This is a genomic window from Micromonospora sp. NPDC049081, assembly GCF_040648835.1.
GTDB classification, from domain to species: Bacteria; Actinomycetota; Actinomycetes; order Mycobacteriales; family Micromonosporaceae; genus Micromonospora; species Micromonospora antibiotica.
This window is the reverse complement of the sequence record NZ_JBEZEK010000025.1, coordinates 1-19,197: the sequence shown is the minus strand read 5'-3', so window position 1 is coordinate 19,197 and position 19,197 is coordinate 1. Positions and strand designations below refer to the sequence as shown.

Annotated in this window: 19 protein-coding genes, 1 tRNA gene and 1 pseudogene; 17 read left to right on the top strand and 4 right to left on the bottom strand. The window is 72.7% G+C overall.

Annotation, left to right across the window (positions count from 1 at the left end):
• Nucleotides 1-12 precede the first annotated feature (12 nt).
• Nucleotides 13-861, top strand: coding sequence for a 16S rRNA (cytidine(1402)-2'-O)-methyltransferase (gene rsmI / locus AB0B63_RS26855; RefSeq protein ID WP_208570397.1), 849 nt, complete (start codon nucleotides 13-15; stop codon nucleotides 859-861).
• 52 nt (nucleotides 862-913) lie between these two features.
• Here rsmI and AB0B63_RS26850 read toward each other — a convergent pair whose 3' ends face one another.
• Nucleotides 914-1,780 (bottom strand): hypothetical protein, encoded by an 867-nt coding sequence (locus AB0B63_RS26850; protein ID WP_357023569.1) that lies wholly within the window; start codon nucleotides 1,778-1,780, stop codon nucleotides 914-916.
• 152 nt (nucleotides 1,781-1,932) lie between these two features.
• Here AB0B63_RS26850 and metG point away from each other — a divergent pair, with 152 nt between their 5' ends.
• Nucleotides 1,933-3,735 (top strand): methionine--tRNA ligase, encoded by a 1,803-nt coding sequence (gene metG, locus AB0B63_RS26845; RefSeq protein ID WP_357023566.1) that lies wholly within the window; start codon nucleotides 1,933-1,935, stop codon nucleotides 3,733-3,735.
• Nucleotides 3,736-3,796: 61 nt separating this feature from the next.
• On the opposite strand, the gene AB0B63_RS26840 is transcribed toward metG, so the two are convergent.
• Nucleotides 3,797-4,648, bottom strand: coding sequence for an alpha/beta hydrolase (locus tag AB0B63_RS26840; RefSeq protein ID WP_357023563.1), 852 nt, complete (start codon nucleotides 4,646-4,648; stop codon nucleotides 3,797-3,799).
• 65 nt (nucleotides 4,649-4,713) lie between these two features.
• Nucleotides 4,714-5,958: a hypothetical protein gene (locus tag AB0B63_RS26835; protein ID WP_208570400.1), complete on the bottom strand. Its 1,245-nt coding sequence runs from the start codon at nucleotides 5,956-5,958 to the stop codon at nucleotides 4,714-4,716.
• A gap of 197 nt (nucleotides 5,959-6,155) precedes the next feature.
• Here AB0B63_RS26835 and AB0B63_RS26830 point away from each other — a divergent pair, with 197 nt between their 5' ends.
• From AB0B63_RS26830 to AB0B63_RS26800, 7 genes are all read left to right on the top strand, one after another.
• A complete protein-coding gene (locus AB0B63_RS26830; protein ID WP_219466865.1) occupies nucleotides 6,156-7,052 on the top strand; it encodes a TatD family hydrolase in 897 nt (298 codons plus the stop codon).
• A 32-nt stretch (nucleotides 7,053-7,084) separates the two neighbouring features.
• Nucleotides 7,085-7,954: a 16S rRNA (adenine(1518)-N(6)/adenine(1519)-N(6))-dimethyltransferase RsmA gene (gene rsmA, locus AB0B63_RS26825; RefSeq protein WP_208570401.1), complete on the top strand. Its 870-nt coding sequence runs from the start codon at nucleotides 7,085-7,087 to the stop codon at nucleotides 7,952-7,954.
• A gap of 9 nt (nucleotides 7,955-7,963) precedes the next feature.
• Complete coding sequence (locus AB0B63_RS26820) at nucleotides 7,964-8,104, top strand: hypothetical protein (protein ID WP_208570402.1); 141 nt, start codon at nucleotides 7,964-7,966, stop codon at nucleotides 8,102-8,104.
• A complete protein-coding gene (locus AB0B63_RS26815) occupies nucleotides 8,101-9,054 on the top strand; it encodes a 4-(cytidine 5'-diphospho)-2-C-methyl-D-erythritol kinase (protein ID WP_208570403.1) in 954 nt (317 codons plus the stop codon). Before AB0B63_RS26820 ends, AB0B63_RS26815 begins: the two co-directional genes overlap by 4 nt.
• A 236-nt stretch (nucleotides 9,055-9,290) precedes the next feature.
• Complete coding sequence (locus tag AB0B63_RS26810; protein ID WP_357023557.1) at nucleotides 9,291-11,093, top strand: ABC-F family ATP-binding cassette domain-containing protein; 1,803 nt, start codon at nucleotides 9,291-9,293, stop codon at nucleotides 11,091-11,093.
• A 90-nt stretch (nucleotides 11,094-11,183) separates the two neighbouring features.
• Nucleotides 11,184-11,639 (top strand): DUF4383 domain-containing protein, encoded by a 456-nt coding sequence (locus AB0B63_RS26805; protein WP_357023554.1) that lies wholly within the window; start codon nucleotides 11,184-11,186, stop codon nucleotides 11,637-11,639.
• 101 nt (nucleotides 11,640-11,740) lie between these two features.
• The gene (locus AB0B63_RS26800) at nucleotides 11,741-12,202 is read left to right on the top strand and encodes a DUF4383 domain-containing protein (protein ID WP_208570406.1); all 462 of its coding nucleotides are present in this window, start codon (nucleotides 11,741-11,743) and stop codon (nucleotides 12,200-12,202) included.
• 8 nt (nucleotides 12,203-12,210) lie between these two features.
• Here AB0B63_RS26800 and AB0B63_RS26795 read toward each other — a convergent pair whose 3' ends face one another.
• Complete coding sequence (locus AB0B63_RS26795; protein WP_208570407.1) at nucleotides 12,211-12,900, bottom strand: TetR/AcrR family transcriptional regulator; 690 nt, start codon at nucleotides 12,898-12,900, stop codon at nucleotides 12,211-12,213.
• A 268-nt stretch (nucleotides 12,901-13,168) separates the two neighbouring features.
• Between AB0B63_RS26795 and AB0B63_RS26790 the strand changes: the two genes are divergently transcribed.
• The 8 genes and pseudogenes from AB0B63_RS26790 to AB0B63_RS26755 form a co-directional block, all read left to right on the top strand.
• On the top strand, nucleotides 13,169-13,471 hold the full coding sequence (locus AB0B63_RS26790) for a helix-turn-helix domain-containing protein (RefSeq protein WP_357023551.1): 303 nt from the start codon (nucleotides 13,169-13,171) through the stop codon (nucleotides 13,469-13,471).
• A gap of 46 nt (nucleotides 13,472-13,517) precedes the next feature.
• Nucleotides 13,518-13,589: transfer RNA gene (locus AB0B63_RS26785), tRNA-Gln, on the top strand.
• A gap of 102 nt (nucleotides 13,590-13,691) precedes the next feature.
• On the top strand, nucleotides 13,692-15,191 hold the full coding sequence (gene glmU, locus AB0B63_RS26780; RefSeq protein ID WP_219466876.1) for a bifunctional UDP-N-acetylglucosamine diphosphorylase/glucosamine-1-phosphate N-acetyltransferase GlmU: 1,500 nt from the start codon (nucleotides 13,692-13,694) through the stop codon (nucleotides 15,189-15,191).
• 86 nt (nucleotides 15,192-15,277) lie between these two features.
• Nucleotides 15,278-16,258 carry a ribose-phosphate diphosphokinase gene (locus AB0B63_RS26775; protein ID WP_208570410.1) on the top strand — a complete coding sequence of 327 codons (981 nt, stop codon included), beginning with the start codon at nucleotides 15,278-15,280 and terminating at the stop codon, nucleotides 16,256-16,258.
• A 415-nt stretch (nucleotides 16,259-16,673) separates the two neighbouring features.
• Complete coding sequence (locus tag AB0B63_RS26770; RefSeq protein ID WP_208570411.1) at nucleotides 16,674-17,366, top strand: 50S ribosomal protein L25/general stress protein Ctc; 693 nt, start codon at nucleotides 16,674-16,676, stop codon at nucleotides 17,364-17,366.
• Between the two features lie 99 nt (nucleotides 17,367-17,465).
• Nucleotides 17,466-18,056 (top strand): aminoacyl-tRNA hydrolase, encoded by a 591-nt coding sequence (gene pth, locus AB0B63_RS26765; RefSeq protein ID WP_208570412.1) that lies wholly within the window; start codon nucleotides 17,466-17,468, stop codon nucleotides 18,054-18,056.
• A 116-nt stretch (nucleotides 18,057-18,172) separates the two neighbouring features.
• Entirely contained in the window at nucleotides 18,173-18,976 is an 804-nt protein-coding gene (locus AB0B63_RS26760; RefSeq protein WP_357023656.1) for a 3'(2'),5'-bisphosphate nucleotidase CysQ, read from the top strand.
• A 78-nt stretch (nucleotides 18,977-19,054) separates the two neighbouring features.
• Nucleotides 19,055-19,197: pseudogene (locus AB0B63_RS26755) on the top strand (sulfate adenylyltransferase small subunit); the annotation flags it as partial.

Below are 19,197 nucleotides of genomic sequence, written 5' to 3'. Positions count from 1 at the left end.
GGAGCACGTCTCGTGGGTGAAATGTCCGAGATTGGGCGCCTGGTTCTGCTCGGTGCGCCGCTGGGCAACCCGGCCGACGCGTCCACTCGGCTCCGCGATGTCCTCGCCACCGCCGACGTGGTCGCCGCCGAGGACACCCGCCGGCTGACCCGGCTCGCCCGCGATCTCGGCGTCACCGTCGGCGGCCGGATCGTCTCCTACTTCGAGGGCAACGAGGAACGCCGTACCCCGGAACTGGTCGACGTGCTCCGGGAGGGCTACCTGGTCGCGCTGGTCACCGACGGCGGCATGCCCAGCGTCTCCGACCCCGGCTACCGGCTGGTCACCGCCGCCCTCGACGCCGGGGTGCCGGTCACCGCCGCGCCCGGCCCGAGCGCCGTCACCACCGCCCTGGCCCTGTCCGGGCTGCCCAGCGACCGGTTCTGCTTCGAGGGCTTCCTGCCCCGTTCACCCGGCGGCCGGCGGGCCCGGCTCAAGGCGCTCGCCGCCGAACCGCGCACCCTCGTCCTCTTCGAGGCCCCGCACCGCATCGCCGCCGCCCTGACCGACCTCGCCGCCGCGTTCGGCGTCGACCGGCCCGCCGCGCTCTGCCGGGAGTTGACCAAGACCTACGAGGAGGTCGTCCGCCGGCCGCTCGGCGAACTGGCCGACTGGGCGGCCCAGGGTGAACCGCGCGGCGAGATCACCCTGGTCGTCGCCGGGGCGCCGGAAACCCCCGCCGAGCGCCCCGACGACGACACGCTGCGGGCCCGGGTGGCCGACCGGGAGGCCGCCGGCATGTCCCGGCGGGACGCGATCAGCGACGTGGCCACCGGGTACGGGCTGCGCCGCCGGGACGTGTACACCGTCGTGCACCGCTGAGCCGTGGTACGGGCCGATCCGCTGGACCGCGACGCGTGCCGGTCGGCCCGCCTCACCAGGCGGCGACGAGGAAGCCGAGGGTGATCAGCACGGGCCCGGCGTACCCGCCGCCGGTCGCCCAGCGGCGCTGCCGGGGGTCGGCCAGCAGGCTCGCCCCGGTCCACCGGACGATCCCCGCCGAACAGCCGGCCACCGCCAGCAGGCCGAGCAGCCAGCGCAGGTGCGCACCCGCCCCGGTGTCCACGTACGCGGTGTCCGCGCCCGGCCCGGTCACCCGCGCCGGCAGCGTGGTGCCGGTGTCGGTGTGATCGGCGGGGACCCCGCTGACCCGTATCCCGTGGACCAGGAACCGGTCGTCGTCGGCGGCGAAGATGCCCCGGCAGCGTTGGGTGAGCCCACCGCCCGAACAGTGGGTGATCATCACCGTCCCCCTCGTGGAGTGCCCGACGGCCAGCCAGAGCGGCCCGGCGCTCACCCAGGCGAAGAACGCCGCCACCAGGCTCAACGCCAGCAGTACGGCGAGCCCCCGCACCGGGTCCGGGGGATGGGTGAGCCGGGTGGGCCGGGGTCGGCGCGGGGACCGCAGCCGCTGCTTCGGCTCCTTGCGCAGCGGGGTGCCGTCCCAGTGCACCTGTTCGATCGGGGCCCAGAAGAAGGAGTCGTCGTCCGTACCGCCGTCGGGGGAGCGGCCGGGGCGGTGCTTGCGCGGTTGACGGACCGGGACCCGCCGGGGCACCGCGTCGACCGGCGCTCCGGTGGTCGGCTCGACCTCGACGGTCGCGTCATCCGGGCCGGGGACGGGTCGGGGCTGCGGGGCGACGGTCGACCCGCGCGGCGGCGGGCCGTCCCCGGGGCCCGGACGCGGTGGTCGTCGGGTGCCCGCCGTCGATTCGTCGTGCCCCGATCGTCTGCCCGTCACGTCAGCCATTGGACACCGCGTGGCGCTCGGTGTCCGTGAGCTGACTCCGCGTGTCGGTGGGCAATTCCGGTGGACGGCAATTCCCGCCGCTGCGGCGCGGGTGACCCTATTGGTTCGCCGCCCCCCGACCCGGGTCACTAGGCTTGCTGGTCATGAGTCACGTTCTCGCCGCGGTCGCCTGGCCCTACGCCAACGGTCCGCGCCACATCGGCCACGTGTCCGGCTTCGGCGTACCCTCCGACGTCTTCGCCCGGTACATGCGGATGGCCGGTCACGACGTGCTCATGGTCTCCGGCACCGACGAGCACGGCACCCCGATCCAGGTGCAGGCCGACGCCGAGGGGGTCACCCCGCGCGAGCTGGCCGACCGGTACAACCGGGTGATCGCCGAGGACCTGCTGGCGCTGGGCCTGTCGTACGACCTGTTCACCCGGACCACGACCCGCAACCACTACGCGGTGGTGCAGGAGTTGTTCGCCGGGCTGCACCGCAACGGCTACATCGTCCCCAAGGTGACCACCGGGGCGATCTCCCCGTCCACCGGGCGGACCCTGCCCGACCGCTACATCGAGGGCACCTGCCCGATCTGCGGCTACGACAGCGCCCGCGGCGACCAGTGCGACAACTGCGGCAACCAGCTCGACCCGATCGACCTGATCGACCCCAAGTCCAAGATCAACGGCGAGACGCCGGAGTTCGTGGAGACCGAACACTTCTTCCTCGACCTCCCCGCCCTCGCCGACGCGCTGCGCCAGTGGCTCGACACCCGCGAGGGCTGGCGGCCCAACGTGCTGCGCTTCTCCCGCAACCTGCTTGACGACCTCCAGCCCCGGGCCATCACCCGGGACCTCGAATGGGGCGTACCGATCCCCCTCGAAGGCTGGCAGGACCGCGGTGACAAACGGATCTACGTCTGGTTCGACGCGGTGATCGGCTACCTGTCCGCGTCCATCGAGTGGGCCCGCCGCACCGGCGACCCGGACGCGTGGCGCAGGTGGTGGTCGGCCGACGGGGAAGGCAAGGACTCCCCGGGCTACTACTTCATGGGCAAGGACAACATCGTCTTCCACTCGGTGATCTGGCCGGCCCTGCTCGGCGGCTACTCCGGGGCCGGGGCGCACGACGGCCAGCCCGGTGATCTGGGCCGGCTCAACCTCCCCACCGAGGTCGTCTCCAGCGAATACCTGACCATGGAGGGGCGCAAGTTCTCCTCCTCCCGCAAGGTCGTCATCTACGTCCGGGACTTCCTGGAACGCTACGACGCCGACGCGCTGCGCTACTTCATCGCCGTCGCCGGCCCGGAGAGCAACGACACCGACTTCACCTGGGCCGAGTTCCTCCGCCGCAACAACGACGAACTCGTCGCCGGCTGGGGCAACCTGGTCAACCGGTCGGTCTCCATGGCGGCCAAGAACTTCGGCGCGGTCCCGCCGGTCGACCCGGCCGGGCTCACCGAGGCCGACGAGGCGCTGCTCGCGGTGGCCCGCGCCGGCTTCGCCACGGTCGGCGACCTGATCGCCCGGCACCGGCAGAAGCAGGCCATCGGCGAGGCCATGAAGGTCGTCGCCGAGGCCAACCGCTATCTGTCCGAACAGGCCCCCTGGAAGCTCAAGGCCGACGCCGACAAGCCCCGGATGGGCACCATCCTGCACGTCGCCCTCCAGGTGATCAGCGACGCCAACACCCTGCTCACCCCGTTCCTGCCGCACTCCGCGCAGCAGATCCACGAGCTGCTCGGCGGCACCGGCGTGCACGCCCCGATGCCGGTCCTCGAAGAGGTCGACGACCTCGACGGCGGCCCCGGCTACCCGGTGCTCACCGGGGATTACACGGTCGGCGCGCGCTGGGAGTCCGTGCCGCTACCGGCCGGCCGGCCGCTCACCGCGCCCAAGCCGGTCTTCCGCAAGCTCGACCCGTCGATCGTCGACGAGGAACTGGCCCGGCTGGAGAGCTGACCGGCCGCCACGGACGGGCAACGGCCCCGGGGGAACCCCCCGGGGCCGCGCCGGCACAACGTCAGGCGCGGGCCATCGACGGCGCACCGACGAACTCCATGAGCGCCCGGTTCACCTCGGTCGGATGCGTCCACGGAATGCCGTGCGGCGCACCCTTCAGGGTGACCAGCTTGCCGTTGGGCAGCATCGGCGCCAACCGCTGACCCGTCTTCGGGTACGGCAGCACGTTGTCCTTGTCGCCCTGGATGATCAGCACCGGGACGTCGATGTTGGGCACGTCGCCCCGGAAGTCGGTCTGCCAGGCGTCCACCGAGTCGTGGGTGCCCTTGGCCGACGCCTGCGCACCGATCTGCCAGTGCGCCCGGTACGCCTCCTCGCTGACCCACTTGCCCTTGTTCTCCGAGTAGTTGAAGAACGCGTCGCAGAACTGGGTCAGGTAGGCGAACCGGTCCGCGATGATCGCCTGCTGGAACCCGTCGAAGAGGCTCTTCTCGACACCCTCCGGGTTGTCCTTCGTCTGCAACAGGTACGGCGCCAGCGGCGCCATCAGCACCGCCCGGTCCACCCGGTTCGACCCGTACGTGCCGAGGTAGCGGGTCACCTCACCGGTGCCCATCGAGTGACCCACCAGGATCGCGCCACGTAGGTCCAACTCGGTCATCAGCACGTCGAGGTCGGCGGCGAACGTGTCGTAGTCGTAGCCCATGGCCGGCTGGGCCGAGCTGCCGAAGCCCCGCCGGTCGTACGTGATCACCCGGTACCCGGCCGCGAGCAACGGACCCGACATCTTCTCCCAGGTCGCCCCGTTGAACGGGAAGCCGTGGATCAGCACGATCGGCTGACCCTGACCGTGGTCCTCGTAGTACAGGTCGATGGGGGCGGAGTTCTCCGTACCCACGGTGATGAAGGGCATGCGCTTCTCCTGATCCGTCGGTGTCGGACCCCCCGCGCTTTCCCCGACCGACCCCCGGTATGCCCTCACAGCGCGTACGGCAGGTCCACCACCTGGTCGTCGGTCACCTCGGCGGTCGGCGCCCACGTCTCGTACACGCCCCGTTCGTGGCACTGCGCCCCGGTGTCGCGCACCGCGTCCGGATCGGGGCGGCGCAGCCGCAGCCGCAACCAGCCCGCCTCCTCCCGGAGCACCAGGCACGGCACCCCCCGCCACCGGACGTACCGCAGCCGGCGGGCCACCTGGTCCACCGGGTACCGGGCCGCCCGGGTCATCGCCAACACCCGGAACCCGCCCGGCAGGTCCGCCACCGCCTCGTACTCGCCACCCGCGTACCCGCCGACGAGCTGGGTGGAGCGGGGCACCTCGCCGGTCGGCACGTACTCCTGGTCGGGCGACAGGCCCGGCACCGCGGCCAGCAGGTGCCGCCACTGCGGCCCCACCATCCGCAACCAGCCCCGCTGCTCCGCCTGGTAGCTGTAGAGCACCACCTCGGCCCCCTCCGCGGTGTACGCCAGCAGGGTGGCGTTGGCCGGCATCGGCAGGTCGGCGAAGTCCCGGGTGACGAACTCGGGGATCAACTGCGCCGAACTCGGCACGAACCCGGTGCCCAGCACCGGCGGGCCGAGCCGCTCCCGGGGCGCCAACCCCAGCAGGCCGCGGTGCGCCTCGCCGACCGGCACGTCGTAGTCGCCCGGGTCGGCGGCCCGCCAGCGCAGCGCGTACCCGATGTCGGTGCCGTCGCCACTGGTGCCGTCACCGCGCAGCACCGCCAGCGCGGCCGGCGTACGCAGGTGCGCCACGTCGTGCTCGCGGTAGCAGAAACCGTGCGGCAACCAACCCCGTACGTACCCGGCGAGCTGCCGGGCCGAGAGCACCTTGACCATCCGGGTGCCCCGGCGCAGCACCGCCGACCCGCGCACCGCAACCACCGTCGGGTCGCCGGCCGCCGTCGGCTGCTGACTGAGCTGGTGCACGTACGACCAGCCCCGGTCCCGGTGCACCGGCATCAGCAGCGCCGCCTCCGGCTCCTCGGCCGGTGTCCCGCCGCCGGTCACCTCGGTCACCTCGGTGACGTGCACGAACCGCCGCCACGGCCAGGTCGAACCCGGGCGGGGCGCCCACTCGAAGCCGGGTGCCGCCTCGGCGCTGAACAGTTCGTAGGCCGCGCCCCGGGCCAGCTCCTCCGCCGGGTGGACCACCCCGCCGTAGGTGACGCGTAACCCGGTCCGCTCGGAGGCGGCGCCGCTGGCCCGGTCGGTGACGCTCATCCCGGCGAGGCTAAGCCGGTCAGATGCCGGCCCGGTGAACATCCGGTGGCGTACCGGGAACGCTCCCGACCCGGGACCCACCGCGCCGGCCTGGCCGTCCCGCCGCCTGCCGTCCCGCCGCCACCCCTCGATCCACCGACGCCGTCGGCGGCACCGACCCGGTGCGGGTCGGTGCCGACCGGGACGCCGGGTGTGTGATGCTGACCGCGATGACCGGACCGACCGAATCCCGCAAGCAGCGCGCCGCCCGCCGGGCCGGTGAGTTCCCGCCCGCCCCGCCGCCGCTGCCCCGTCCCGTGCTGGACAGCCACACCCACCTCGACATCACCGTCGCCGAGGCCGGGGCGCCCGGCGGCGACACCACCGACCCGGTGGCCGCCGCGATCGGGGTGGCCGCCACCGTCGGCGTGGACCGCCTCGTGCAGGTCGGGGTGGACGTCGACTCGTCGCGCTGGGGCGCCGACGTCGCCGACCGGTACCCGGCGGTGCTCGCCACCGTGGCGCTGCACCCCAACGAGGCACCCCGGCTGGCCGACCTGGACGCCGCGCTGCGCGAGATCGAGACGCTGGCCGCCCGGGACCGGGTCCGGGGCGTCGGCGAGACCGGGATGGACTTCTTCCGCACCGGCGACGACGGCCGGGCCGCCCAGGAGGAGAGCTTCCGGGCGCACATCGCCATCGCCAAGCGGTACGGCAAGGCCCTGGTCATCCACGACCGGGAGGCGCATGCCGACGTGCTGCGCATCCTCGACGACGAGGGCGCCCCGGACACGGTGGTGCTGCACTGCTTCTCCGGCGACGCCGACTTCGCCCGCGAGTGCGTCCGCCGGGGCCACCTGCTCAGCTTCGCCGGCACGGTCACCTTCGGCAGCGCCGCCGCGCTACGCGAGGCCGCCGCGCTCACCCCGATCGACCAGTTGCTGGTGGAGACCGACGCGCCGTACCTGACGCCGATGCCGCACCGGGGCCGGCCCAACGCGTCGTACCTGATCCCGCTGACGGTGCGGTCGCTGGCCGAGACCACCGGGGCCGACCTCGACGAGCTGTGCGCGGCCATCTCCGCCACCGGGGACCGGGTCTTCGGCCCGTGGTGACCGGCCCGGAACCCGCGACTACGCTTCGGGGGGTGACCGGCCTGCTCGGCCCGGCGGAGATCCGGGAACTCGCCGCGCGCCTCGGCGTCAACCCGACCAAGAAGCTCGGCCAGAACTTCGTGCACGACCCGAACACCGTCCGCCGGATCGTCACCACCGCCGGGCTCACCCCCGACGACGTGGCGCTGGAGGTCGGCCCCGGGCTCGGCTCGCTCACCCTGGCCCTGCTGCCGGTCGCCGCCCACGTACACGCGGTGGAGATCGACCCGGTGCTGGCCGGCGCGTTGCCGCAGACCGCCGCCGCCCACGCCGGCCCGGCCGCCGCCCGGCTCACCGTGCACCGGGCCGACGCGTTGCGGATCACCGCCGACGCCCTGGCCGACCCGCCGCCCACCGCGCTGGTGGCGAACCTGCCCTACAACGTGGCCGTGCCGGTGGTGCTGCACCTGCTCGCCGGGCTGCCCACCCTGCGGCACGGGCTGGTGATGGTGCAGAAGGAGGTCGCCGACCGGCTGGTCGCCGGCCCCGGCTCCAAGGTGTACGGCATCCCGTCGGTCAAGCTCGCCTGGTACGCCCGCTCCCGTGCCGCCGGTCGGGTGCCCCCGAACGTGTTCTGGCCGGTGCCGAACGTCGACTCCGGACTGGTCGCCTTCACCCGCCGCGAACCGCCCCGCGACGACGTGCCCCGGCAGGCGGTCTTCGCCGTGGTCGACGCCGCGTTCGCCCAGCGGAGGAAGACGCTGCGGGCCGCGTTGGCGGGCTGGGCGGGCGGCCCCGACCGGGCCGCCGCGGCGCTCACCGCCGCCGGGGTGGACCCCGGTGCACGCGGGGAGTCACTCACCGTGGAGCAGTTCGCGGCGATCGCCGCGTCGGCTCCGACCGCCGCGCCGGTCGCACAGTAGGCTGACGCCGTGCCCGCCGAGGGACACGCCGCACCTGCGCGTACGACCTGGTTGCCGGCCGGTTCGCCGCCGGCCGCCGACTCCGCCGAGGAGCTGATCGTGGAGATGCCGTTCGACATCCGCCCGTGCCGGTGGGACGTCACCCGGTGACCGAGGCCTGGCGACCGGACGACGACGACCAGCATCGGCGCGGCAGCAGCGGACCGGTCCGGGTCCGGGTGCCCGCGAAGGTCAACCTGCACCTCGGGGTGGGCCCGCTGCGCCGGGACGGCTACCACGAGCTGAACACCGTGTACCACGCGATCTCGATCTACGACGAGCTGACCGCCCGACGGGGCGACACGCTCACCCTGACCATGGAGGGTGAGGGCACCGGCGAGCTGGCCCTGGACGACTCCAACCTGGCCATCCGCGCCGCCCACGCCCTCGCCGGGTACGCCGGGGTGCTGCCGCACGCCCGGCTGCACCTGCGTAAGCAGATCCCGCTCGCCGGTGGGCTGGCCGGGGGCAGCGCCGACGCCGCCGCCGCGCTGGTCGCCTGCGACGCCCTGTGGGGCACCGGGCTGTCCCGCGACGAACTGGCCGGGATCGCCGCCGACCTCGGCTCGGACGTGCCGTTCCTGATCCACGGCGGCACCGCGTTGGGCACCGGCCGGGGCGAGGCGGTCAGCCCGGTGCTGGCCCGCCCCACCTCCTGGCACTGGGTGGTGGCCGTCGCCGACGGCGGCCTGTCCACCCCCGCCGCCTACCGGGAGTTGGACCGGCTGCGCGACGCCGGCACCGCCGGCACCCCGTTGGGCAGCACCGACGGCCTGCTCGGTGCGCTGCGCCAACGTGACCCCCGGGTGCTGGCCGGCTGCCTCGGCAACGACCTGCAGGACGCCGCCCTGTCGATGCGCCCGGCCCTGGCCGACACGTTGAAGGCCGGGGAGGCCGCCGGGGCGCTCGCCGGGATCGTCTCGGGCTCCGGTCCGACCTGCGTCTTCCTGGCCCGGGACGCCGCCGACGCGCAGCGGATCGCGGCCGAGGTGGAATCCGCCGGGGTGTGCCGGGAGACCCGGGTGGCCCACGGCCCCGTGCCCGGTGCCCGCGTCGGCTGAGCCTTCCCCGGGGTCGGGATCGGCTCCCGTGGGCCGGGGTCGCGGTATCCGGCGACCGGGAACCCGCAACATCGGCCCGATGAGTTGATCAACGTGCCTCGACCTGCTGTCCGGGGCGGTCCGACCCCGGTTGCGGCACGGGCGGGTGGGGCGGCGCGGGTGCCCGCGTACCCTTGCCCCAGGCGTCCCGAGGTGCCCGCCGGCACCGGGACGCCTTGATCATGAGAGGTGGGACCGTGGCCAACATCGTCAACCTGGACCGGGTGTCCAAGGGGTACGGCGCCGCCGGGCCGCTGCTCACCGACGTCTCGCTCGGCCTCGACGACGCCGACCGGATCGGTGTGGTCGGTCTCAACGGGGCCGGCAAGTCCACCCTGCTGCGGATGCTCACCAAGCAGGAGGGCCCCGACGACGGCCGGGTCACCCACCGCCGCGACCTGCGGGTGCTCTGGCTGCCGCAGGCCCTCACCCTCGCCCCCGAAGCCACCGTCCGGGACGTGGTGCTCGGCACCGCCTGGCTCGCCGAGGGCATGGGCGCCGAACACGAGTGGGCCGGCGACGCCGGGGTCCGGGCCATCCTCGACGGCCTCGGGATGCCCCACCTCGGCCTCGACCAGCCGGTCGGCCCGATGTCCGGCGGCGAACGCCGTCGGGTGGCCCTGGCCGCGCTGCTGGTCCGCGAGTCCGACCTGCTCATCCTCGACGAGCCCACCAACCACCTCGACGTCGGCGGCGTCGACTGGCTGGCGAAACACCTGGTCGGCCGCCGGGGCGCGCTCGTCGTGGTCACCCACGACCGGTGGTTCCTCGACGCGGTCTGCACCACCACCTGGGAGGTCGCCGACCAGACCGTCCGGGCCTACGAGGGCGGCTTCGCCGCCTGGACGCTGGCCCGGGTCGAGCGGGAACGGGTCGCCGCCGCCACCGAGGCCCGCCGGCAGAACCTGCTCCGCAAGGAGATCGCCTGGCTGCGGCGCGGCCCGCCCGCCCGTACCTCCAAGCCGAAGTTCCGCATCGACGCCGCCAACGCGCTCATCGACGACGTGCCGCCGCCGCGCGACACCATGTCGTTGCAGCGGATGGCGACCGCCCGGCTCGGCAAGCAGGTGTACGACCTGGAGCACGTCCGGTTGCACGCCGGCCCCAAGGAGATCCTGCACGACACCACCTGGCAGGTCGGCCCCGGCGACCGGATCGCCATCCTCGGGCGCAACGGGGCCGGCAAGACCACCCTGCTGCGGCTGCTGGCCGGCATCACCCGCGCCGACGGCGGCCGGTTCCACACCGGGTCCACCGTCAAGCCGGCGTTCCTCTCCCAGGAGCTCGCCGAACTCCCCGGCCACCTGCGCGTCCTGGAGGCCGTCGAGGAGGTCGCCCGCCGGGTGCAGCTCGGTGACCGGGAGATCTCCGCCGCCCAGCTCGCCGAGGTGTTCGGCTTCGACGACCGGCGGCTCTGGACCCCGGTGAGCGACCTCTCCGGTGGGGAGCGCCGCCGGTTGCAGATGCTCCGGCTGCTCGCCGGGGAGCCCAACGTGCTGCTGTTCGACGAGCCCACCAACGACCTGGACACCGACACCCTCGCCGCGCTGGAGGACCTGCTCGACTCCTGGCCCGGCACGATCATCGTGGCCAGCCACGACCGCTACCTGATCGAACGGGTCACCGACGCCGCGTACGGGATGTTCGGCGACGGGCGGCTGGTGCACCTGCCGGGCGGCGTCGACGAGTACCTGGCCCGCGCCGCCGGACCCGGCCCGGCCCGGACGGCGACCGCCCCCACCGGCACGCCCGACGTCCCGGCCGGGGGTGGCATGTCCGCCGCCGACGCCCGGCAGGGCCGCAAGGAGCTGACCCGGCTGGAACGGCAGATCGGCAAGCTCGACCAGAAGGAGGCCGCCCTCCTCGACCAGCTCGCCACGCACGCCACCGACTACGCCCGGGTCGCCGACCTCGACGCGCAGCTCAAGGAGGTACGCGCCGAACGGGAGCGGACCGAGGAGACCTGGCTGACCCTGGCCGAGGAGATCCCGCCCCTGTAGACCGGGGACGACCCCGTGTGCGGCGTCACACCCCGGCGTACGGGACAATCGTCGGCGACCCTCACCTCGAACGGCGTTGGAGACACAGTCATGGCCCACACCCCCGTCAACCACCCCGCGCGGCCGGTCTACCGGGCGATCGGCGGGCTCATCGGTCTCTACCTCGTGGTCTTCGGCGCGCTCGGCGTCATCGCCAGCGCCGGCAACGACATCTTCGCCCAGGACGACACCAAGGTCCTCGGTCAGGGCACCAACCTCGGGTTCTCGCTGCTGTCCGTGCTGTTCGGGGTGGTCATCCTGGTCGGCACGGTGATCGGCCGCAACCTCGACGTGGCGATCAACCAGTGGTTGTCCTACACCCTGATGGTGATCAGCCTCGCCGGCCTGGCCTTCCTGCAGACCGACGCCAACGTGGTCAACTTCAGCATCCTGACGGTGGTCGTGCTGATGACGCTCAGCCTCGTCCTGCTGATGGTCGGCATGTACGGCAAGGTCGGCACCGACGACGAGCAGGAAGCCTGGCAGAAGGCCCGCCTGGTGCTCTGACCCGGCTCGCGGGGTGGGCCGGGTGCCTGGCGTTTCGCCCACGCCGGACGGCGGGACGGGGGACAATTCTCCCGATATCGCGTCCGCGTGGAGGAGGGGCCATGGCGCACTTTCCGGTCAACCACCCGGCCCGCCCGCTGTACCGGGTCTTCGCCGGGCTCGTCGGCGTCTACATCCTGGTCTTCGGGGTGTGGGGCGTCGTGCAGACCTGGGGTGAGCCGCTCTTCGCCCGGGGTGGTCACTGGGCGCTGGGCCTGCGTACCAACCTGGCGTTCTCGCTGGTCTCGGTGCTCTTCGGGCTCGTCCTGATCATCGGGGCGTCCCGGCGCGGCAACCTCGGGCACGTCATGAACCTCACCGCCGGGGTGGTCTTCATGGTCACCGGCATCGCGATGATGAGCGTGCTCCAGACCCGGGCCAACGTCCTCAACTTCTCCATGTCGACGGTGATCGTCTCGTTGCTGTTCGGGCTGCTGCTCCTCGCCACCGGCCTGTACGACAAGATCGGCACCGACGAGCACGCCGAACAGGAACGGGCCGACCGGCTCCACCCAGCCCGCTGAGCCGTCGCTCAGCCGGGCTGGCGGGTGGTGATCAGGCCCGGGTTCGCCTCCAGGTGGGACAGCCCGTTCCAGGCCAGGTTCACCAGGTGCGCCGCCACCGTCTCCTTACGCGGCCTGCGGACCTCCAACCACCAGCGGCCGGTCAACGCCACCATCCCCACCAGCGCCTGCGAATACAGCTCGGCCAGCTTCGGGTCGTAGCCCCGGCTGGAGAACTCGGCCGCCAGGATGTGCTCCACCTGGTGTCCCACGTCGTTCATCACACTGCTGAAGTTGCCGGTCGCCGACATCAACGGCGACTCCCGCACCAGCACCCGGAACCCGCTGGTCTCCTCCTCGATGTAGCCCAGCAGGGCCAGCGCCGCCTGCTCCAGCAACTCCCGGGGATGACCGGCGGTCAGCGCCGTGCTGAGCCGGTCCAGCAGGGCCCGCACCTCCCGGTCGACGACCACCGCGTACAGGCCCTCCTTGCCGCCGAAGTGCTCGTAGATCACCGGCTTGGAGACCTGCGCCCGCGCCGCCACCTCCTCGATCGAGGTCGCGTCGAAGCCCTTCTCGGCGAAGACCTGCCGACCGATCGCGATCAGCTGCTCGCGCCGCCGCGCGGCCGACATCCGTACCCGCGACGCCGGTTTCGCGTCCGCCGCCGACAGCGCCCGTCGGGCACCGGTGTTCTCCCCATCCGGGGCCTGCGCCATGTCGTCACCTCGTCGGCGCTCGGTGACGCCCTGTCGTGGAATGCTCCGGTCGTGCCCGCCTGTCTCGGTCACCCGGCCATCCTGCCAGGTGATCCACCCCGGCACCGCCGGGTTCGGCGCCGCACCGGCTCCCGCACCCGCTCGACCACGGCCCGGTGCCGGGAGGGCGCGGCTGCCGACGGACCTCCGCGCACCCCCGGTCGCCGCCGGGCTGCCCGGCGGCACGGCGGTCGACCTGATGTCGTACGTCTGTTCTAATCTGCCGGGCATGACCGATCCCACGGCCGCCGAGGTGCGCCGGCTGCGCATTGAGGAGGGGCTCTCCGTCCGGCAGATCCAGGCCCGCACCGGTCTGGGCCGCAACCGGGTGTACGCGCTGCTGCGCGGCGTTGCGGCACCGGCGTGGACCCGACGGCCGACCGCCAAGGACGGGCTGCGCGCGGCGGCGGTGGCACTGCGCGGTGAGGGTCGCTCGGTCAACGACATCGCGGTCCGGCTGGGGGTGGCGAAGTCGACCGCCTACCTCTGGGTCAGGCACCTGCCCCTCGACCCGGACGAGAAGATCACGTAGGGGTGGGGGCCGCCCGGCGGAGGCGCTAAGCTGTCTTGCGTCACATTCGGCCGTGGTGTAATTGGCAACACCCGGGTCTTTGGTACCCGTGTTTCAGGTTCGAACCCTGGCGGCCGAGCCGTCCATCGCATCCTCCCCGATCGGGGTAAGGGGCGAAGTGTCCCCACCGTCTGGTTAGCATGGCGGCGAGACTGTCGCCTTCCCCGACGGGAGCCCACCCGTGTCCCAGCCCCACCGCCGTACCGTCGTCGTGCTCGCCGCCGGGGAGGGCAAGCGGATGAAGTCGGCGCTGCCCAAGGTGTTGCATCCACTGCTCGGCCGGACGCTGCTCGGTCACGTGCTGGCCGCCGCCGGCCCGCTGGGCGCGGACCGCACCGTGGTGGTGGTCGGGCACGGCGCCGAGCAGGTACGCGCCCACCTGGCCGAGATCGCCCCGGACGCCACCGGGGTCCTCCAGGCCGAGCAACTCGGCACCGGACACGCCGTGCGGATCGCGTTGGACGCGGTGCCGGAGTCCACCGGCACCGTCGTGGTGATCAACGGGGACGTGCCGCTGCTGCGGACCGGGACGGTGGACGCACTGGTCACGGCACACGAGGGTGAGGGCGCGGCGGCCACCGTGCTCGCCGCGGAGGTGCCCGACCCGACCGGCCTGGGGCGGATCGTCCGGGACGCCGCCGGCCGGCTGGAGCAGATCGTCGAGGAACGCGACGCGACCCCCGCCCAACGCGCGCTGCGGGAGATCAACGCCGGCATCTACGCCTTCGACCTGGCCCGGCTGCGGGCCGCGCTGGGCAAGCTGTCCACCGACAACGACCAGGGCGAGGAGTACCTCACCGACGTCTTCGGGCTGCTCGTCTCGGCCGGTGAGCCGGTGGGCGTGCACGTGGCCGCCGACCACGTCGAGACCCTGGGCTGCAACGACCGGGTGGAGCTGGCCGGGCTGCGCCGGCTGCTGCGGGACCGGGTCAACGAGGCGTGGATGCGGACCGGGGTGACGATCCTCGACCCGGCGACGACCTGGATCGACGTGACCGTCACCGTCGAGCGGGACGCGGTGCTCGACCAGAACACCCAGTTGCGTGGCGCGACGGTGGTGGGGGCCGAGGCGGTGGTCGGGCCGGACGTGACGCTGATCGACACGGTGGTGGGCCCGGCGGCGACCGTGCTGCGCAGCCACGCCACCGGTGCCGAGGTGGGCCCGGGGGCGAGCGTCGGCCCGTACGCCTACCTGCGGCCGGCGGCGCGGCTGGCCGAGAAGGCGAAGGTGGGCACCTTCGTCGAGGTGAAGAACTCCGACGTCGGGCCGGGCGCGAAGGTGCCGCACCTGTCGTACGTGGGGGACGCGACGATCGGGGCGCGGGCGAACATCGGCGCGGCGACGATCTTCGTGAACTACGACGGGGTGAACAAGCACCGCACGGTGGTCGGTGACGGCGCGTTCGTCGGCTGCGACACCAACCTGATCGCACCGGTCGAGGTGGGTGCGGGGGCGTACGTGGCGGCGGGCAGCGCGCTCAGCCAGGACGTGCCGCCGGGGGCGTTGGGGGTGACCCGGGCACCGCAGCGCAACATCGAGGGTTGGGTGCTGCGCAACCGGCCGGGCACGGTCTCCGCACGCGCGGCGGAGCAGGCCCGCGCGGCTGGTGAGGATGCGTCGGGCGGGTCGCCGTCGGCAAGTGAAGGTGAGGCAATCCACGGGGGTGCCGAGACGGTGTGAGGGTCGGCGGGGCCGGGGCATACTGCAACCGAATACCCCGGCCCACCACCGCCGGGCACCACCGACCAACGGGAGCAGACGGGCCCATGGGCAGCATCGTCGCCGAAAACCGTAAGAGCCTGATGCTCTTTTCCGGACGTGGCTTTCCGGAGTTGGCCAAGGAGATCGGTGAGGTGCTCGGCGTGGCGCCGACCCCTTCCGACGCGTACGAGTTCGCCAACGGTGAGATCTTCGTACGGTTCCGCGACTCGGTACGTGGTTCGGACGCCTTCGTGGTGCAGTCCGTCACGCACGGGGTCAACACCTGGGTCATGGAGACCCTGATCATGGTCGACGCGTTGAAGCGGGGGTCGGCGAAGCGGATCACCGTGGTCCTGCCGTTCTACCCGTACTCCCGGCAGGACAAGAAGCACCGCGGCCGGGAGCCGATCTCGGCGCGGCTGGTGGCCGACCTGCTCAAGACGGCCGGGGCGAACCGGATCCTCACCGTCGACCTGCACACCGCGCAGATCCAGGGCTTCTTCGACGGCCCGGTGGACCACCTCTTCGCGATGGACATCCTCGCCGAGTACGTGGAGCACAAGTTCGCCGGCCGGCCGATGACGGTGGTGGCCCCGGACTCGGGTCGGGTGCGGGTGGCGGAGCGGTGGACGGACCGGCTGGGCGGCTGCCCGCTGGCGTTCATCCACAAGACCCGGGACCCGTTGAAGCCCAACCAGGTGGTGGCGAACCGGGTGGTCGGCGAGGTGGAGGGCCGGGTCTGCCTGATCGTCGACGACATGATCGACACCGGGGGGACGATCGCCAAGGCGGCCGAGATCCTCAAGGAGTCCGGTGCGGCGGAGATCGTGGTGGCCTCCACCCACGCCCTGTTGTCCGACCCGGCGACCGAGCGGTTGAAGAACAGCCCGATCACCGAGGTGGTGGTGACCAACACCCTGCCGTTGCCGGCGGACAAGCAACTGGACAAGCTCACCGTGCTGTCGATCGCGCCGCTGCTGGCCCGGGCGATCCGGGAGGTCTTCGACGACGGATCGGTGACCACCCTCTTCGGTGGCCTGAGCTGACGGGGCACCTGGTCAGCAGCAGCGGCTGACCGCCGCCCGGGACGGCGCACGACGGCGTCCCGGGCCGGTGGGCCGGTGTGGCCGGGGCCGCGTCCGGCGATGTGGTCCGGGCCCGGTGGGCCGGCTCGGTCGGGGCACGTCGGGCGGCGCGGCCGACGGTGTGGTCCGGCCCGGTGGGGCGGGGCCGCGCCCGGAGACGGGGACTGCCGGAGAGCGCGGAAAGACCTCGGGTAGACTGGTGCGGTTGCCACGGCGAGGGTGCCCGGCGGGTCGCTGATCGAGCGCCGCACGGAGGCACCGTCATCGACGCGGTGCTCCGGGCAGTCGTTCATGACGCATGAGCCCCAAGCGAGCCCCTCGCCCCAGCACCGCCAGACGACAAGCCGCCGTAGCGTTGAGCATCAGGAGTTTTCCCGTGTCCGAGGTAAAGATCAGCGCCGAGCCCCGTACGGAGTTCGGCAAGGGTGGTGCCCGTCGTACCCGCCGGGCCGGCAAGGTGCCCGCCGTGCTGTACGGCCACGGCGAGAAGCCCAAGCACATCGCGCTTCCGGCGCGGGAGTTCGCCGCCGCGATCCGTAAGGGCGGTGCCAACCAGCTCTTCGCGATCGAGGTCAGCGACGGCACCCAGGTGTTGGCCCTGCCGAAGGCGATCCAGCGTGACCCGATCCGGGACAGCTTCGAGCACGTGGACCTGCTGCTGGTCCGTCGGGGCGAGAAGGTCACCGTCGACGTCCCGGTCCAGCTGACCGGTGAGGCCGCGCGGGACACCCTGATCGTGCACGACCACGACACCCTCTCGGTGACCGCCGACGCCACCAAGGTGCCGGACCACCTGGAGGCCTCGATCGAGGGCCTGGAGGCCGGCAGCCAGGTCACCGCCGCCGACGTCGAGCTGCCCTCGGGTGTCGAGCTGGCCGCCGACGCGGACCAGACGGTCGCCTCGGTGACCGCCGCCCCGACCGCCGAGCAGCTCGAGGCGACCCTGCCCGAGATCGAGACCCCGGCGACGGAGGCCGAAGAGGCCGCCGAGGGTGCGGAGACCGCCGAGGCCGGCGAGACTCCGGCCGCCGAGGGCGCGGAGAGCACCGAGGCGAAGACCGAGGCCTGACCGGTCGCATCGTTCACGGCAGGCGCTCCCGTCGCGGGGGCGCCTGCCGGCGTATCGGGGCACCGGCGGTGGGCAGACGGCGAGCGGGAGGTACGGGACGTGACGGACGAGACGGGGCCGTGGCTGGTGGTCGGCCTGGGCAATCCGGGTCGGGAGTACGCCGGCAACCGGCACAACGTCGGCTTCATGGTCGCCGAGTTGCTCGCCGTACGGCTGGGCGGGCGGTTCGGGCGGTACAAGCGGGTGGTGGCGGACGTCGCCGAGGGGCGGCTCGGTTTCGGTGGGCCGAAGCTGGTGCTGCTCAAGCCGCAGACGTACATGAACCTGTCCGGTGGGCCGGTGGCCGCGCTGGCGCAGTTCCACAAGATCCCGGTCGACCGGGTGATCGCCGTGCACGACGAGTTGGACATCCCGTACGGGCAGCTGCGGGTGAAGCAGGGCGGTGGCGAGGGCGGGCACAACGGTCTGCGCTCGATGTCGAAGTCGCTCGGGACGAAGGACTACGTGCGGGTGCGGTTCGGCATCGGCCGGCCGCCGGGGCGGCAGGACCCGGCGGATTTCGTGCTGTCGGATTTCGGCACCGCGGAGCGCAAGGAGTTGGAGTTTCTGGTGGATCGGGCTGCTGACATGGTGGAGTCGGTGGTCAGCAAGGGTGTGGAGCCGACCCAGAACGCCTACCACGGGGCCTGATTTCGCGGGGGCGTACTCGTGGCGCGGCGGGGAGGGCGGTAGTCTGCGCGTTCTGACGTGGCGTGCCCCCAACGGGCCGTGGTTGGGACGGGAGCGAGTTCGTGGGCAGTCCTCCGATGATCGACGGCGCGTTCGCCCGCTGGCTGGCGGACCGGGCCGGGCAGGCCCTGCTGGCGCTGCGCGACGAGATGGGGTTCGCGGACGCGGCGGCGTTGAAGTCGGCCGGGGACAAGATCTCCCACGATCTGATCCGCAGCGAGTTGGCGAAGTGGCGGCCCGGTGACGCCGTCCTCTCCGAGGAGGACGAGGGGTCCCGGCTGGTGGACTCCACGGACGGCGTCTCCCGGCTGACCGCCGACCGGGTGTGGATCATCGACCCGTTGGACGGCACCCGGGAGTTCTCCGAGCAGGGGCGTGCCGACTGGGCGGTGCACGTGGCGCTCTGGGCGCGCAACGCGCCGACGCCGCACGGGCTGGTGGCGGGCGCGGTGGGTCTGCCGGCGCAGCACCGGGTGCTGGGCACTGACTATCCGCCGGCGTACCCGCCGATGACGGTGGAGGCGGCGACGTCGGGCGACCGTACGCTGCGGTTGGCGGCGAGTCGGAGCCGACCGCCGGCCTTCCTCACCGACCTGGCCGATGATGTGGGCGCCCAACTGGTGCCGATGGGTTCGGCGGGGGCAAAGATCGCGGCGGTGGTGACCGGTGACGTCGACGCCTACATCCACGCGGGCGGCCAGTACGAGTGGGATTCGGCGGCCCCGATCGCTGTGGCGACGGCCACCGGGCTGCACGCTTCCCGAATCGACGGTTCTGCGCTGAGATACAACGAGGCGGATCCGCGCCTGCCGGACCTGCTGGTCTGCCGCAAGGATCTCGCCAGCCGGTTGCTTGCAGCGCTGCAGAGGCATTCCGGGTAGCCTGAGCGCTGTTTTTGATTTGTCCGACCGGAAAGGTCTGGAATCCATGAACGGATCCGCGCCGATCGAGCCTGTGGCATGACCGCCCCCGGCCGCTTCTACCAGGTCTCCCACCTCGACGCGCTCGAGGCGGAGAGCATCTTCGTGATGCGTGAGGTGGTCGCCGAGATGGAGCGGCCGGTGCTGCTCTTCTCCGGTGGCAAGGACTCGATCGTGATGCT

Coding starts and splice junctions, on each gene's coding strand:
- metG (WP_357023566.1), top strand. CDS start 1,933: ATGAGTCACGTTCTCGCCGCGGTCGCCTGGCCCTACGCCAACGGTCCG.
- AB0B63_RS26840 (WP_357023563.1), bottom strand. CDS start 4,648: ATGCCCTTCATCACCGTGGGTACGGAGAACTCCGCCCCCATCGACCTG.
- AB0B63_RS26835 (WP_208570400.1), bottom strand. CDS start 5,958: ATGAGCGTCACCGACCGGGCCAGCGGCGCCGCCTCCGAGCGGACCGGG.
- AB0B63_RS26830 (WP_219466865.1), top strand. CDS start 6,156: ATGCTGACCGCGATGACCGGACCGACCGAATCCCGCAAGCAGCGCGCC.
- AB0B63_RS26805 (WP_357023554.1), top strand. CDS start 11,184: ATGGCCCACACCCCCGTCAACCACCCCGCGCGGCCGGTCTACCGGGCG.
- AB0B63_RS26800 (WP_208570406.1), top strand. CDS start 11,741: ATGGCGCACTTTCCGGTCAACCACCCGGCCCGCCCGCTGTACCGGGTC.
- AB0B63_RS26795 (WP_208570407.1), bottom strand. CDS start 12,900: ATGGCGCAGGCCCCGGATGGGGAGAACACCGGTGCCCGACGGGCGCTG.
- AB0B63_RS26790 (WP_357023551.1), top strand. CDS start 13,169: ATGACCGATCCCACGGCCGCCGAGGTGCGCCGGCTGCGCATTGAGGAG.
- AB0B63_RS26775 (WP_208570410.1), top strand. CDS start 15,278: ATGGGCAGCATCGTCGCCGAAAACCGTAAGAGCCTGATGCTCTTTTCC.
- AB0B63_RS26760 (WP_357023656.1), top strand. CDS start 18,173: ATGATCGACGGCGCGTTCGCCCGCTGGCTGGCGGACCGGGCCGGGCAG.